Origin of the sequence: Gramella sp. Hel_I_59 (genome assembly GCF_006714895.1) — a bacterium.
Classification (GTDB): domain Bacteria; phylum Bacteroidota; class Bacteroidia; order Flavobacteriales; family Flavobacteriaceae; genus Christiangramia.
Genome location: NZ_VFME01000001.1, coordinates 20,655 through 37,458, shown reverse-complemented (window position 1 = coordinate 37,458; position 16,804 = coordinate 20,655). Strand labels below are relative to the sequence as shown.

The window sequence follows — 16,804 nt, the reverse complement described above, 5'->3', positions numbered from 1 at the left end:
ATTCTGCTAAATTACTAAAGTTTAACACTTTAGCGAGGGCTCTTGAATATGGCATCCAATGCCTATCCTTATTGCGATTTCCTTAATTCAAGCCGCTAAAAATTGATAGATCTGTAATTGTAGATATTTTGTAAAGGTTGAAAATCCTCTCTACACACTTCATGTTAATATATTGTAAAAGCAAATTTAATTTTAAAACACATGAGGAAATTTACCTGTCTTTTGATTGTATTTCTAAGCGGGTTTTTCGGTGCTTACGCGCAATCGTTTTCGGTTAGCGGAACCATCACCGATGAGAACAAAATGCCTTTACTGGGAGTAAATGTTATCGTAAAAAATGAGTCAAGAGGTACTACTACAGATTTTGACGGAAATTATACGGTGCAGAATATCTCCTCTGGAGATGTACTTCAGTTCAGTTATTTAGGTTTTCAGACCCAGGAAATTACAGTGAATGATCAACAAACGATCAATGTAACGCTTCAAACAGATTCAGAAGCATTAAATGAAGTAGTAGTGATTGGGTATGGTACTCAGTCAAGAAAGGAAATAACCGGTGCTGTAAGCGTAGTAGGTTCAGAAACCATAGAGGATTTGAACCCGGCACGTGTGGAACAAGCCTTACAGGGTAGAGTAGCAGGGGTGAACATCACCTCTACTTCAGGTTCTCCAGGAAGCGCATCCACTATTAACATTAGGGGTATAAGTACCAATGGTGATAACCGTCCTCTTATCCTTGTAGATGGTAACGTGATCGAAGATCTTAGTGTTATTAACCCTAACGATATTGAAAGCATTAATGTGTTGAAAGATGCAACTGCTGGTATATATGGAGTAAGAGCTGCTAACGGGGTAATTCTTATTACTACTAAAACGGGCTCTTACAATGCAGATCTTCAGGTAGAGTTTGATGCTTATACAGGTGTTCAACAAACTACACGAAGATTACCTGCTTTGAACGCAACCGAATATGCGGTTATCGTAAACGAAGCTTATGCAGCAGATGGTCAGAATCCTCCTTTTCCAAATTATAGAAATCTTGGAGAAGGAACAGATTATCAGGATGAGGTATTTACAACAGCACCAATGTCTGATATGAACCTGAATATTTCTGGTGGTGGAGATCGATCAAAGTATTCCTTTGGAGCATCTTACTTTAACCAGGATGGTATCGTTGGTGGAAGTAAGTCCAATTATGATCGTTTTACAGGACGTGTAAATTATAATCTTGAAATTATAGATAACCTGAAACTTAATTTATCAGGTATCTATACCAATAGTAACCGTAAGACTTTAGCTGAAAATGCACTTGGTTCTGTACTCTTTAATGCGGTGAACATGAATCCAAATATTCCTATACGAGATGCTGATGGAAATTTCTCTCTCGCTGAAGGGCTAGGAAATGAAGTGATCAATCCACTCGCCCAGATCAATGATTCTTTCAATGATACACGAGTAGATAAAATTAGTGGTGTTGGTGGACTGGAATATACTATCTGGGATAAGCTAACTGCGAAAACTCAATTCCAGTTCAATTATTCAGAAGTTGATGGAAGATATTTCTCTCCAGAGGTTTTTTACGGATCTGGAAAGGTTTTCAACGTAGACCGTAACAATGTTACCGAGAACTTTGAGATCTATAGAGATTATACCTGGGATAACTTCTTAACCTATAATGACAGCTTTGGTGATCATAATCTTAAGTGGTTATTGGGGATGTCTGTTTTTAAAACTACCGGAGATCTTGCTTCTTTAACAGGATTTGAACTTCCATCTAATGAATATGGCTCAGCTAGAGTTTCAAATGCTGCGGAAATCGTAGATAACTATCAGAACGGTGGAGATACTTTCGATACTCGATTATTGTCGTACTTCACACGTGTTCAATATGACTATGAGGGAAAATATCTATTTTCTGGTTTGATAAGACGTGATGGTTCGACTGCTTTTGGTCCTGAAAACAAATTTGGATGGTTCCCTTCTGCTTCTGTAGGTTGGGTAATTTCAGATGAAGATTTTATCAATGATAGCGGCGCTTTAAACTTCTTGAAGTTAAGAGGTAGTTACGGGATTATTGGAAATGATAGAATTCCAGCTTTTAGATATGCCTCTTTGCTGAATGGAGAAGGTGCGTATGTATTTGATGATGAAATTATCTTCGGAAAAGCAAGTGGAGCTCTAGGAAACCCTGAAATTAAATGGGAAAAGCAGAAGACTCTTGATATTGGACTTGATGCCAGGTTCTTTAATTCCAGTGTTGATGTTACTATCGATTATTTTAAAAAGAAAACTGAAGACCTTCTTGTAATTCCGCAGGTATCAGGAATTTTAGGAGTTGCTGCTCCTGGATCTTCTGCACCGTTTGTAAATGGTGGTGGAGTTGAAAACGAGGGACTTGAATTCTCTATTGGATACAATCAGGTTGTAAACGATAATTTTAAGTTCAATGTAAACTATAACCTTACAGCTCTTAAAAATGAAGTGCTTTACGTAAACAGTGAAAGCGGGTTCATTCCCGGAGGAGTTTTTGGAATAGGACAGGAACCACCATCCAGAATGGAGCCAGGAAAACCAATTGGGTATTTCTATGGATTAGAAACCAATGGAATTTTCCAGACGCAAGCTGAAGTTGATGCTGCTGCAACGCAAGCGAACGCTGCACCAGGAGATATTCGTTTTGTAGATCAAAACGGTGATGGTGTTATAGATAGTGATGACAGAACAGATATTGGAGATCCAATTCCAGACCTTACCATGGGTGCAAATATTGGATTCACCTTCAAGAACTGGGATTTTAACGCATATGCTTTTGCTTCCCTCGGAAATGAGATCGTAAGAAACTTTGAAAGAAATCAGCCAAATACGAATAGAACTAATGCTTTCTTAGGTAGATGGACTGGACCAGGAACGACAGATAGCTTCCCAAGAGTGACTATTGGTGCTACAAGTAATAACCAGTTTTCAGATTTCTTCGTAGAAGATGGGTCTTACCTGAGATTACAGAACGTACAGGTTGGATATACACTGGATTCAGATCTTATCGCAAATACTGGTGTAGAAAAATTTAGAGTATACGCTTCAGTAAATAATGCCTTTACGCTTACGGAATACAGCGGGTATGATCCTTCAGCTTCTAATGGAGCTCCAATTGGTGGTGGTATAGACCAGGGATTCTATCCAGTACCAAGAATTTATATGTTAGGAATTAATATGAAATTTTAATTAGATGAGAACGAAATTATATACAATCAATTGGATACTCGCCTTTGCTTTTTTGGCGCTATCTGGATGTAGTGATGACTTCGTGGATGTAGACAGCCAGGATGAAAATTCTGAGGATTTCTTTAATACACCCGAAGATTATGACCTTGCATTGGTTGGAGCTTATGACCTGCTTCAATCTACTTACCTTAATGTGATGCTGGGCGAGATCGCTTCAGATAATACCCTTGCGGGTGGTGAGAGTGCGAACGATACTCCTGGAATTCAGGAAATTGACAATATGGAGCATACTCCTGTAAACCAGCAATTAAGAGATATCTGGAGCTGGATGTTCGCCGGTGTAAATCGTGCAAACTACGTACTGGAATTTCAGGATGCTTTAGACTTTGAAGGTAAGACTGAAATCGTTGCTCAGGCAAGATTTCTAAGAGCTTATTATTATTTCGAACTGGTAAAATGGTTTGGAGATGTGCCATTAGCGGTAGATAACAGAATCCAGTTTGGAGAACAATTCGATATTCCTAGAACTCCAAGAGCTGAAGTATATGCTCAGATTGAGCAGGATCTAATGTTCGCTGCGGCAAACCTTCCGGCTGTACAAAGCGTAAAAGGTCGTGTAACTTCAGGAGCAGCTCAGGCTTTGCTTGGAAAAGCCTATTTATTTCAGAATAAATTTGCTGAAGCAGCTACTGTTTTCGAACCTGTTATTAGTGGACCTTACTCTCTCGTGCAGGATTATAACTTCATATTTGAGCCAGAAGGTGAAAATAATGCGGAGTCAATTTTTGAAGTTCAGTATTCAGATGAAGAAGGTGCCGGTTTTGGATGTCTTCAATGTTCAGAAGGAAATGTGGCTGTTGGATTTAATGGTGTAAGAAACATTTCTTATCCTAATCCAGATGATGCTGTATTTGATTCTGGATTTAGTTTCAATGTTCCCGTACAAGAAGTAGTTGACGAGTTTTCAGATGATGATATTCGTAAAGATGTAGCTATTCTTGATATCGAAGCACATGCTGCTGCAACTGGAGCAAGCTATGCTATAGGATACGAACATACTGGATATTATAACAGAAAATATATCGCGAGAGCTGGGGATTTGAATACCGGTGACCAAAACCTTACAAATCCAAATAACTACCGCTCAATTCGTTTCGCTGATGTGCTACTAATGGCTTCGGAAGCTAATTTTAAATCTGGAAATGAAGATCGTGCTAGAACTTATTTGAACAGAGTAAGAGACAGAGCAGGACTGGAAGATGTTTCATTTTCTGGAAATAATCTGCTAAATCAGATCTATGAAGATCGCAGACTGGAACTTGTAGGAGAAGGACATCGTTTCTTCGACCTGGTAAGAACAGGAAGAGCAGCAGATGAAATCGACGGTTTCGTTACAGGAAAACACGAATTATTCCCTATCCCGGCTATCGAAATTGAGCTTGCAGGAAACAATTGGGAGCAAAATCCAGGATACTAAAAACTACCATTAAAAAGAATAAAAATGAAAATATTCAGAATTTTAGCAATGCTTACCATCTCGCTTCTGCTTTTTACAGGATGTGAAGATGATGAAATTACGAACTACGCGTTCCAGGAAATCTCTGCTCCAACAGATGTAACAGCAGATTTTGATATTAGCCAGGATGATACCGGTACGGTAACTATTACTCCTAGTGGAGTGGGTGCTCAGACTTTTCAGGTTGACTTTGGAAATGGAGAAACCGCTGAACTTGCCAACGGAGAAACTGCAACTACTGTGTACGATGAGGGTGTTTACCTAGTAAAAGTTGTTGCTGTAGGCTCTACTGGTCTAACCAGCGAGTTTAATCAACGTCTAACTATCGCATTTAAAGCTCCGGAGAATCTGGAAGTGAATGTAAACCAGTTACCCGCAAACCCGGCAATGGTAGAGGTAAGCGCAACGGCAGACAATGCAGCAAGTTTTGATGTGTATTTTGGAGATACAGACGATGAGGAGCCAACTCAGTTAATGCCAGGAGAAACTATCTCTTATACTTATGCTGCGGCTGGAACTTATACAATTAGAGTGGTAGCTAAAGGAGCTGGTGCAGCGACTGCAGAAGAAACTGTAGAAGTTGAAGTACCTGAGGCTTCAGATCCTTTAAAATTACCAGTAACATTTGATGATCCCCTTGTTGGATATGCAGTAACTCCATTTGGAGCTGCAGAGACTGCTTTCGAGATCGTTGCAAATCCCCAATTATCTGGAACTAACGATACAGAATCTATGGTTGGTGCTATCACAAAGGCAGGAGCTCAATTTGAAGGTGTGACCTTCAATCTTGGTGAAGCCGTGGACTTTTCTGGTGATAATAAAACACTTACAGTAAAAATTTATTCTGAAGTAGCTTTTCCAGTACTTCTTAAATTAGAAACTGGTGTGAACGATGAGCGATCAAACGAAGTTGATGCACAGCACGGTGGTACAGGATGGGAAACCTTAACCTTCAATTTCGCTACAGATGCCACTACAAGTTATATAGATAATAATGACACTGGTGGAGCTGCGATTGTTCCAGATGGTCAGTTTGATAGAATATCTTTATTTCTTGACCAGGGTGGTTCTACAGCTGGAACTTTCTATGTTGATGATCTAATGCGTGATGGCGATGTTACCGGAGCTCCAATGGCTGCTGAAAATCTTCCAATAGGTTTTGAAGATAACACAACACTATCAGGTGTATTCGAAGGTGGAAATGTTACTGGAACTCCAATTGCTAATCCAGATATGAATGGAAATAATTCTGCTACCGTATACGAATTTGTAAAAGGTGAAGGTTCACCATGGTATTCAGGGATCTTCCAAATCTTCCCTCAAAATATAGATCTATCACAGGGAACTACATTCAGTTTTAAAATGTGGTCTCCAAAAGCAGGAATTAATGTAAGATTCCAGTTGGAAAAAGAAGGGGAAGAAAACCCTGCAAATGTTTTCATTGATGAAACAATTACTGAAGCAAACCAATGGGTTACTTTAACTTATGATTTCTCAGCATTAGTAGATCCGGCTGATGGTTACGATAAGTTCGTAATCTTCCCTGAGTTTGATGATGCTGCACAACCAGCAGGTGATGGTTCAGTTTATTATTTTGATGATATCATGCAAGGTGAAGGTACAGATGGTGGAGAACCAGCTGCTACAACAACAAGCTTCCCGGTAGATTTCGAATCTGCCGCGAATGGTGGACTTTCTTCAAGCTGGAGAGTTTTCGAAAACGGCGACAATCCTGCTTTGGAAATTATCACAAATCCTGACATGACTGGAAATACTTCTATGAGCGTTGCTAAATTTACTGCACGACCTGACGGAGAATCTTATGCTGGTACTGTTACCACGCTCAATACGCCATTTACATTAGATGCTTCTAATAGTATCGTGAAAGTATGGGTTTGGAAGAGTAAGATTAGTGATGTAGGAATTAAGTTCGAGAATGGAGCCGGAGGTTCCACAGGAGAAATCAAGGTAGCGAATACTAAAACGAATGAATGGGAAGAATTGACTTTCGACTTTTCTGGAGTTATTGGAGATCCTAACAATACTGACATTACAGGACTAGTTGTATTCCCAGACTTTGAAGTGAGAACATCTGAATCTGTTACATATTTCGATAATATTACTTTGAATTCTTCTACAGGAGGTGGTACAGATGGTGGTTCAGCTAGTGGAGATTTCGCTCTGCCACTTGACTTTGAAAGCGATGATTTCACTCTTGGTGCTAACAGTGTTCCTTTCGAGATAGTTACAAATCCTGAGCAATCAGGAATCAATGCCACAGCAAATGCAGTTGGAAAAGTTACCAATGGCGGTGGTCAATATGAGGCACTTACTTTCATATTGGACGAACCAATAGACTTTTCAGGATCAAATAAAACGATCACCATGAAAGTTTATTCTGAAATTGCTTACCAGGTAGTTTTCAAATTAGAGACTGGTGTTAATGGAGAAAGAGCTGTAGAGGTTGAGGTTAGTCACGGCGGAACAGGTTGGGAAGAACTAACTTTTGACTTCGCTAATGATGCAAGAAACAGTTTTGTCACGAATGACGATGCGAATAATGGGCAGCCTGCAGTACCTAATGGACAATTTGATGAGGTATCACTCTTTCTTGCCTTTGCTGAATTTACCGCTGGTGAATTCTATATAGACGATATCGAACAGAACTAGAAAAAAGAAAAACTATGAGATATATTAAATTAATAAGCTTCCTGTTTGCAACTCTCTTTATCATGAGTTGCCAGGAAGATGATCTCACCCTCGATACGATCGTAGTTCCTACAGATCTTCAGGTGAGTACAAATATTAGTGACGATGGCTCTGGGATGGTAGAGTTTAATGCTACCGCCAACGATGCGATCACATATGAATACAACTTTAGCGATGGCTCTTCTGCTGTTGCTCCAAGTGGAAACTATACAAAACGTTTCACCAGAACAGGACTGAATACGTACCTGGTAACCGTAGTAGCCTACGGTAAAGGTGGTGTTAGTAGCTCCATGTCTCTGGAAGTTGAAGTTGAAAGTGATTTTAATGATCCTGATACTAAACAATTCCTTACTGGAGGAAGTTCTAAAACCTGGTATGTTGCGGCAGTTGAAGCTGGACATCTTGGAGTAGGACCCAATTTTGTAGCAGACGGAGTTGCTAGTGCTTTTCCTGAATTTTATCAGGCAGCACCATTCGAAAAAGCGGGTGATGAGATCTCTTCATGTTTTTATACAGATGAGCTGACTTTTACTGAAAATGGTGAGAATATCACATACAATCAGGACAACATGGGTCAAACGTTTTTCAATGTAGACTACGTAACCGAGTTTGGTGGCGGCGGTGGTCAGGATGAATGTATCGATTACGATACTTCTGGCGATAAGTCTGTTACCCTGGCTCCGGCAGAAAATGGAGTTCCTGCAGATGCTACGACTGGAACTGAAATCCAATTAGGTGGCGGTGGATTTATGAGCTATTACATTGGAGCAAGTAACTATGAGGTTCTAAGTATTACTGAAAATACCATGTATGTAAGAGCAATTCCAGGAAGCAATCCTGATCTTGCCTGGTATCTTAAATTCACAACTACTCCTTTTGAGCAGCAACAAGCTGGTACTGGAGGAGAAGAAGAGGAAGAAGAAGCATTTGTTTCTCAATTCAATGAAATCTTCTGGAGCGATGAATTTGATGGCGATGCACTGGATACTACTATCTGGAACTACGAAACCGGAAACGGAACTAATGGTTGGGGTAATGGCGAAGTACAATATTATACTGAAGATAATGTGTCTGTAGCAGACGGAAGTCTTGTTATTACAGCTCGAAGAGAAGCTGAGAGCGGATTTGATTTCACTTCTGCAAGAATTACTACTATGGACAAGTTTGAAGTGACTTACGGTCGTGTAGAAGCTCGTGCCAAGATGCCTGAAGGTGGTGGAACATGGCCAGCGATCTGGATGCTTGGAGCCGATTTTGATGTAGTTGGATGGCCTGCTACCGGTGAGATCGACATCATGGAATTTGTAGGTAACAAACCAAATGAAGTTTCTTCAGCATTACATTTCCCTGGAAATTCCGGCGGTAATGCAATTTTCGAAGCAACCGATATTCAATTTGCAGCTACAGAGTGGCATACATATGCCGTAGAATGGACAGCAGATGAAATCACTTTTCTGGTAGATAACGAGGTGAACTTTACGTTTACCAATGAATCTTCTCTGCCGTTCAACAAGGATTTCTTCCTGATTATGAATGTAGCAATGGGTGGCGCACTTGGCGGTAATATCCCTGCAGAATTTAGCGAAGCTTCTATGGAAGTGGATTACATCAGAGTATATAAATAGTTTGTTTAGCTAACAACTCCCGGGATCTTTCAGGTTCCGGGATTTATTTTTTAAGATTATGAGAAAGTTATTCTTAAGTACCCTTTCACTCGTGCTTGGGACCATAGGGCTCCATGCCCAGGAATCAGGTCTCAAAAGTTCGGTAAAGAATGTCGAAGCCAAAGTAGATTCGGTTTTAAACATTATGACCCTGGAAGAGAAAGTAGGCCAGATGATCCAGTACAACGGAAGTTGGGATCTTACAGGACCCGCTTCTGAAACCGGTAATAAACAAAAAGAAGACAGACTTAAAAAAGGTCTGGTTGGATCTATGCTGAATGTTCTTTCAGTAGAAGCGACCGAAAAAGCACAAAAGCTGAACATGGAAAATTCACGTATCAAGATTCCGATTATTTTTGGATATGATGTGATCCATGGATACAAAACAATTTTTCCGGTGCCGTTGGCAGAAACTGCCAGTTGGGATATGGAAGCTGCAGAGGAGTCGGCTCGAATTGCCGCTTTAGAATCTGTCGCAGAAGGTGTGAACTGGACGTTTTCGCCAATGATCGATGTTTCACGCGATGCTCGCTGGGGACGAATCATGGAAGGTTCCGGGGAAGATCCTTATTTAACCTCTCAGGTTGCAGTTGCCAAAGTAAATGGATACCAGGGAGATGACCTTGCAAATCCTAATACGATCGCAGCAACCGCTAAGCATTTTGCTGGATATGGTTTTGCTGAAGGTGGAAAGGATTATAACACCGTGAATATTGGTAAGAACGAACTTCATAATGTCATTCTGCCACCGTTTAAAGCTGCGGCAGATGCTGGAGCTGCAACTTTTATGAATGCCTTCAACACGATTGACGGTATTCCTGCGACTGGTAGTGAAAGCCTTCAGCGCGAGTTACTAAAAACTGAATGGGGTTGGGATGGATTTATAGTTTCAGACTGGGGTTCTATTTCAGAAATGATACCTCATGGATTTGCCCGCGACAAAGTTCATGCTGCAGAAATTGCTGTAAAAGCAGGAAGCGACATGGATATGGAAGGCGGAGCTTATCAGGCCGGACTGGAGCAATTGGTTGCTGAAGGAAAAGTTGATGAAGAGCTTATCAATGATGCAGTTCGCAGAATCCTGAGAGTTAAATTTATGATGGGTCTTTTCGAAGATCCTTATCGTTATATCAATGCTGAAGTAAAAAAGGATGTGCCTTATGAGCAACATCTTGAAACAGCACGTGATATTGCCAGAAAATCCATTGTTCTTCTGAAGAATGAGAACGATCTTTTGCCAATGTCAGCTTCCGCAGGAAAGATCGCGGTGATTGGTCCGCTTGCTAATGACAAGGACACGCCAATTGGAAACTGGAGAGCACAGGGTGAAGCGAACTCTGCAGTATCTGTAGTAGAGGGTTTAAAAAACCAATTACCAGACTCTGATATTGTTTATTCTGAAGGAGTAAAGTTAGGGATGGGAGAGCGTAGCTTTCTAATGCCGCTCAAGATCAACAAGACCGATACTACAGGAATGGGTGAGGCAGTTAAAAATGCCAGAGACGCTGAGGTGGTGGTCATGGTACTTGGTGAAGATGCATTTCAATCTGGGGAAGGTAGAAGTCAGGCAAATATTGGTTTCGCCGGACTGCAACTAGAGCTTTTGAAAAAAGTTTACGATGTAAATAAGAATATCGTTCTGGTACTTATAAATGGAAGACCAATGGAGTTAAGCTGGTCTGCTGAAAATATCCCTGCTATCGTGGAAGCCTGGCAGCTTGGATCCGAAAGTGGAAATGCAATTGCAGATGTACTTCTTGGAAAATATAATCCTTCCGGGAAATTACCGGTTTCTTTTCCTAGAGCTGTGGGACAGGAGCCATTGTATTATAATTACAAAAACACAGGAAGACCATACAGCGAACAGCATGTGACCTACTCGCATTATACAGATATTGAAAACGGACCTTTATTTCCATTCGGTTATGGGCTTAGTTACACAGCTTTCGATTACGCAAAACCAACTTTGAGTTCAGCTATACTAACTTCAGGTGAAACTGCGACTTTGAGTGTTGCAGTTACAAATTCTGGTGATACCAAAGGAAAAGAAGTTGTGCAATTATATGTGCGTGATATGGTGGCTAGCACGAGCAGACCTGTAAAGGAATTGAAAGGTTTTGAGATGATCGAACTGGAAGCGGGTGAAACTAAAACTGTAGAGTTTGAAATTTCAGAAGAGATGCTTCAGTTTTATACCGCTCAGGAAAAGTGGGAAGCTGAAGAAGGAGAGTTCAGATTGATGGTTGGAACCAATTCAGAAGAGCTACAAACAGTAACCCTTAATTTTCAGAAATAATGAGAGGACCCTACTCCTTTTTAATCCTGTGCCTTGTCTTAGTTTCTGCGGCCTGTGCACAGGAAAAAATAATTTTCGAAGAGGACTTCAACGCAGATACTCTAAATATGGAGATCTGGAATTATGAAGAAGGGGACGGTTGCCCTGATCTTTGTGGTTGGGGGAACAACGAAAAGCAGATCTACAACCGCGATTATGTTGCCCTGGAAGATGGCAAACTGGTAATCACTGCGGAAAAAAAAGGTGATACCTACTATTCAGGAAAGATCAACTCCAAAGACAACGTTGAGTTTACTTATGGTGTTATTGAAGTAAAAGCAAAACTTGCTACGGGTAAAGGTCTCTGGCCAGCTATCTGGATGTTGGGTGCAGACATTAGTGAGGTTGGATGGCCTGCCAGTGGCGAGATCGATATTGTGGAATATATAGGCAGAGAGCCGGGAATCGTTTTTACTTCCTTGCATACTCCGGCAAGTCACGGGAACACGATTAATACTAAGAAAACGAAAATTACAGATATCGAAGAAGGTTATCACACCTACAAAGCGGTGTGGACGCCAGATTATATCAAATTTTTTGTAGACGGGAATCAGTTATACCGCTTTACTCCGGAAAACTATAATGAAGATGAGTATCCTTTTAAGAAGGATTTCTATTTCCTTATAAATATGGCCGTTGGAGGAAATCTTGGAGGTGCGGAAATAGATGAGTCGGCATTGCCAGACAAATTCTATATAGATCATATCAAGGTAACTGAATTGCCTGAAGAATATTAAAGTAAAAAGCCCCGATATCGGGGCTTTTTTAATTAAGATTTCTTTTTTCTATAAAAAAGCGCTTCAGTAAAGTGGAAGCTTCTTCTTCCAGAATTCCTGATGTCACTTTAGTCTTTGGGTGAAGCTGGACTCCATTTTTTCTATAGCCTCTTGTGCTATCTTCAGCAGCAAAAACGATCTTGGAGATCTGACTCCAGTAAAGAGCGCCGGCACACATCTGGCAGGGTTCCAGGGTGATGTACATGGTACAATCTTTAAGATATTTACCGCCCAGAAAGCTTGCTGCAGCTGTGATAGCCTGCATTTCGGCATGAGCAGTTACATCGTTCAGCGTTTCTGTAAGATTATGTCCTCTTGCAATGATCCTGTCGTTGATGACCACGACCACTCCAACGGGTATTTCCCCTTTTTCATAAGCAGTTTCCGCTTCTTCCAGCGCTTTCCGCATAAAGTAAGTGTCATCGTATGGATTGATCATTCCCTGGTTTTCATGCAAGATATCAATTTTGAAAATTACGTTTTAATTTCAGGTTTATAATTCAGTTTGCATGATGTAACTTTGTTGCAAATGACCAGAAAACTATTAGAAACCATCAACTTTCCGCAGGATCTGCGAAAGCTTCCGGAAGCCGGCCTACAGGATCTGGCCAGGGAACTTAGAGAATTTATCATCGAAATCGTAGCAACCAAGGAAGGTCATCTTGGGGCAAGTCTGGGTGTTGTAGAACTTACCATCGCATTACATTACATTTTTAATACGCCTGAAGATCTGCTGGTGTGGGATGTTGGTCACCAGGCTTATGGCCATAAAATACTAACTGGAAGAAAGAATACTTTTCATACTAACCGACAGCTGAATGGAATTAGCGGATTCCCGAAAAGGGATGAAAGTGAATTCGATACTTTTGGCGTAGGGCATTCTTCTACTTCCATCTCAGCAGCGCTTGGAATGGCGATCGCTTCCCAGCTTAAAAGCGAGCATCAAAAACAACATATCGCAGTGGTTGGAGATGCTTCCATCGCTAGCGGAATGGCTTTCGAAGGATTAAATCATGCTGGAGTAACCAAAGCGAACTTGCTGGTTATTTTAAACGATAACGCAATTGGTATCGATCCCAGCGTTGGGGCTTTGAAAGAATATCTTACCAAAGCAAGAGTTGGACATAAACCTGCCAGCGATAATATCATTGAAGCGCTCAATTTTCAATATTTCGGACCTGTAGATGGTCATGATTTACCTGGATTACTGAAGGTTTTACAGGAGATGAAAGAAATTAGCGGACCTAAATTTCTACATGTTATTACCAAAAAGGGGAAAGGTTTAAAGAAAGCTGAAGAAGACCAGGTAAAATATCATGCTCCCGGTAAGTTCGAACCTGCAACTGGCGAATTACTGAAGTATGAAACCGAAGGTTTACCCATAAAATTTCAGGATGTTTTTGGTTTAACTCTAGTTGAACTGGCGGAAAAAAATGACAAAATTATAGGGGTCACCCCAGCGATGCCTACAGGTAGTTCCCTTAAATATATGATGGATGCATTTCCTGACAGGGCATTTGATGTAGGTATCGCAGAGCAGCATGCTGTGACTTTATCTGCCGGAATGGCCACCCAAGGATTTACTGTTTTTTGTGCTATTTATTCTACTTTCCTTCAACGTGCATACGATCAGTTAATTCACGATGTTGCGTTGCAAAAATTGCCGATAATATTTTGCCTGGATCGTGCTGGTTTGGTAGGTGAAGATGGAGCTACGCACCATGGTGTTTTTGATATCGCTTATTGCCGACTTATTCCAGATCTTATGATTGCTGCTCCAAGAAATGAAACCGAGCTTAGAAACCTTCTCTACACGGCTCAGCTTGGTTTAAATAAACCACTGGTAATTCGTTATCCTCGTGGAAGAGGATCTCAGATTGAATGGAAAACTCCCTTTCAAAAGACTATTATTGGTAAAGCTGAATGCCTTCAGCAAGGAACCGACATCGCTATTTTAACGATTGGTAATATGGCTGTAAATGCTTCCGAAGCAATTAAAAATTATCAAGGCTTAGGGAGTATTGCGCATTATGATATGAAATTTATCAAACCGCTCGATAGAGATCTGCTAAAAGAGATTTTCGAAAAATTTGATAAAATCATCACTATTGAGGATGGTGTTATTTCCGGAGGTTTTGGAAGTGCGATTCTGGAGCTTGCCATGCAACTTGATTATAAGGGTAAAATTGATATTATGGGGGTGCCCGATAATTTTATAGAACACGGAAATATCAATGAATTACAAGAAATCGCCGGAATTAACGTTGAAGGAATACGGCAAAAGCTGGAAACTTTGAACTGATTTTATATTTTTGCGATTCTGTAATTCCTACCTGATGAAATTTTACCTTTTAAGCCTTCTATTTATATTTACTTCATTCTGTAGTTCAGCTGCTCATATTAAACATGTTAGGGTGAATGATACTACAGCAACGGCAGCGAAGGATACCACAGCATCAGATTCCATGTTGATCTACTGGACCGAGAAGAATACCTTCGGAATGAATCTAAGTGAAGTGGCTTTTGTAAACTGGAATGCTGGGGGAAACAACTCAATTTCGGCTTTATTATATGCCGGTTTTGAACGGGATTTTGAAAAAGATTATACCATCTGGAAGAATTCGGCAAAGCTGAGGTATGGAATTAATGCGCAGGAAGGCAGGGAAATTAGAAAGACAGAAGATGAATTAAGATTAAGTTCCTCTTTTGGTTTTAGAACCGACAGTACTTCGAACTGGTATTATTCAGGTAAATTTAGTTTCAACACACAATTCACCAACGGTTATAAATACCCTGATACCGAAGTTCCAATTTCGAAATTAATGGCTCCCGGTTATACCTTTCTTGGGGGAGGAACAGAATTTTCGCATCCTGTAGAGGATCTTACTATTTACCTTTCTCCTGTTACTGTAAAATCAACTTTCGTACTGGACCAGAGACTTGCTAATGAAGGAATGTTTGGTGTGGAGCCTGCAGTGACCGATGAACTCGGGAATATTATCAAAGAAGGTGAGATGCTTAGAACAGAATTTGGTTTTCTCTTTACCAGCGAATATAATAAGGAAGTTTTTGAGAACATTGATTTGAGTAATCAGCTAAGTCTGTATTCAGATTATCTCAATAACTTCGGAAATGTGGATGTCGACTGGCAACTGGCAGTAAATATGAAGGTGAATGATTTCGTTAAAGCCAATGTAGGCACGCATATCCGCTATGATGATGACGTCAAATTCAAGGAAGATACCAATGGCGATGGTAAACTCGAAACTTCTGGCGCCAGAATCCAGCTAAAGCAAATGCTTGGAGTTGGTGTAGTTTATGAGTTTTAAACCAGGTTGAGTTTTGTACGTATTTTTCCGGGTTGATTCGCTTTATTAGAAATTCTAATAATAAATTCAGTTCCTTTATTTTTCTCACTGGTGAGTTCAACTGCACCACCGTGCGCTTCAGCAACCATTTTAACCAGTGTAAGTCCTATGCCCCAGCTTTTGAGCTTAGGCTTTTTAGTTTGCTTTCCGTATTGCAGAAAATCAAAGATCGCCTTTTGTTTTTCCTGCGGAATAGGATTTCCATAGTTATGTACAGAAAGCAGTAATTGATCGTCCCCATCCTTCTCGATTTTCATGGTGATTGGGGTATTATTATCACCATATTTGATCGCGTTGGTAATTAGATTTTCTAACATTCTGCGTACAGCTACAGCGTCATAAATACCATAAAGATCCTTGTCCGGACATTCTAAAATGATCTCTTCAGAATAGATCTCTGAAGCTTCCTGGTAAATGGTTTCTATATCGCTATACAGATCTATTTCAGCATAAGTAAGCATCATCCCTTCACCAGCCTTTACAGTAATACTATCCAGTAATCCTTCCAGCATTTCAAGAGCTTTATTCACACTATGCATGGTCATTTTCTTGACCCTAATACTTCGATCCTGATCTATATCCTCTGAATTGAGCATTTCGATTCCCAATCTCGCGGCAGAGAGGGGATTCCTAATATCGTGTGCAAGAGTAGCAACTAATTTGCTTTGCATCTCTTGGATTGACTTTGTGTAGGCCTCCAGGCTTTTCATCATAGATTTATCAACACAGCACTTTAAAATATTATAGGTATTATGATCTTTGACGCCATTTATATTGAGCACCCTGAGAATCACGTTGTGGAAGATGATATATTCGTGAAGGATCTCATCTGCAGAAAAGCTTCCAGAACTGGCACGATGCCTGCCATGATCTATACTATTGCTTTCGATTAATGCAATTTTAGGATCCTCAAGATTCCAGTCAATTATATCGTATTCTTCCATGATTCCAATAATATCATTCAGGATGTTTGGAACATGATCCCGAAGTGCGATCCTATTGGCCGAAGTTGATGATTTTACAAGTTCGAACACCTGTCGCTCCCAATCCTCGATGATAAGCTGAGAATTGTTCTTTAAAATTTGAGTAACCTTTTTCATAACACTAACTATGTAAGTATCTGAAACTTAAATATTGAAGAACCAGAAGCTTAAGTCGTGAAATTACTTTAGACTGCAAAGAATAAATAATACTAAACGTTAATTTTTTAACGT

Annotated in this window: 10 protein-coding genes; 8 read left to right on the top strand and 2 right to left on the bottom strand. The window is 40.3% G+C overall.

Translation table 11 applies throughout. The features are described from left to right. Positions 1-201: 201 nt before the first annotated feature. From JM79_RS00160 to JM79_RS00135, 6 genes are read left to right on the top strand one after another with little or no spacing between them, the layout of a single operon-like run. Complete coding sequence (locus JM79_RS00160) at positions 202-3,222, top strand: TonB-dependent receptor (protein WP_141876231.1); 3,021 nt, start codon at positions 202-204, stop codon at positions 3,220-3,222. Positions 3,223-3,226: 4 nt separating this feature from the next. Further along, complete coding sequence (locus JM79_RS00155) at positions 3,227-4,699, top strand: RagB/SusD family nutrient uptake outer membrane protein (protein WP_141876230.1); 1,473 nt, start codon at positions 3,227-3,229, stop codon at positions 4,697-4,699. A gap of 24 nt (positions 4,700-4,723) precedes the next feature. Beyond that, positions 4,724-7,408: a PKD domain-containing protein gene (locus JM79_RS00150; RefSeq protein WP_141876229.1), complete on the top strand. Its 2,685-nt coding sequence runs from the start codon at positions 4,724-4,726 to the stop codon at positions 7,406-7,408. Between the two features lie 14 nt (positions 7,409-7,422). Further along, positions 7,423-9,072 (top strand): family 16 glycosylhydrolase, encoded by a 1,650-nt coding sequence (locus tag JM79_RS00145; protein ID WP_141876228.1) that lies wholly within the window; start codon positions 7,423-7,425, stop codon positions 9,070-9,072. Positions 9,073-9,130: 58 nt separating this feature from the next. Then, the gene (bglX, locus tag JM79_RS00140; protein WP_141876227.1) at positions 9,131-11,407 is read left to right on the top strand and encodes a beta-glucosidase BglX; all 2,277 of its coding nucleotides are present in this window, start codon (positions 9,131-9,133) and stop codon (positions 11,405-11,407) included. Continuing rightward, complete coding sequence (locus tag JM79_RS00135; RefSeq protein ID WP_141876226.1) at positions 11,407-12,183, top strand: glycoside hydrolase family 16 protein; 777 nt, start codon at positions 11,407-11,409, stop codon at positions 12,181-12,183. The genes bglX and JM79_RS00135 overlap by 1 nt, the downstream gene beginning before the upstream one ends. A gap of 28 nt (positions 12,184-12,211) precedes the next feature. On the opposite strand, the gene JM79_RS00130 is transcribed toward JM79_RS00135, so the two are convergent. Further along, positions 12,212-12,661 (bottom strand): nucleoside deaminase, encoded by a 450-nt coding sequence (locus JM79_RS00130; protein WP_141879134.1) that lies wholly within the window; start codon positions 12,659-12,661, stop codon positions 12,212-12,214. A gap of 90 nt (positions 12,662-12,751) precedes the next feature. Between JM79_RS00130 and JM79_RS00125 the strand changes: the two genes are divergently transcribed. Together JM79_RS00125 and JM79_RS00120 are read left to right on the top strand one after the other, a co-directional pair. Continuing rightward, complete coding sequence (locus tag JM79_RS00125) at positions 12,752-14,524, top strand: 1-deoxy-D-xylulose-5-phosphate synthase (protein ID WP_141876225.1); 1,773 nt, start codon at positions 12,752-12,754, stop codon at positions 14,522-14,524. 34 nt (positions 14,525-14,558) lie between these two features. Beyond that, the gene (locus JM79_RS00120) at positions 14,559-15,551 is read left to right on the top strand and encodes a DUF3078 domain-containing protein (protein ID WP_141876224.1); all 993 of its coding nucleotides are present in this window, start codon (positions 14,559-14,561) and stop codon (positions 15,549-15,551) included. Here the strand turns inward: JM79_RS00120 and JM79_RS00115 are convergent. After that, positions 15,548-16,690: a sensor histidine kinase gene (locus JM79_RS00115; protein ID WP_141876223.1), complete on the bottom strand. Its 1,143-nt coding sequence runs from the start codon at positions 16,688-16,690 to the stop codon at positions 15,548-15,550. The two genes, JM79_RS00120 and JM79_RS00115, sit on opposite strands and share 4 nt — an antisense overlap. Positions 16,691-16,804: the final 114 nt, after the last annotated feature.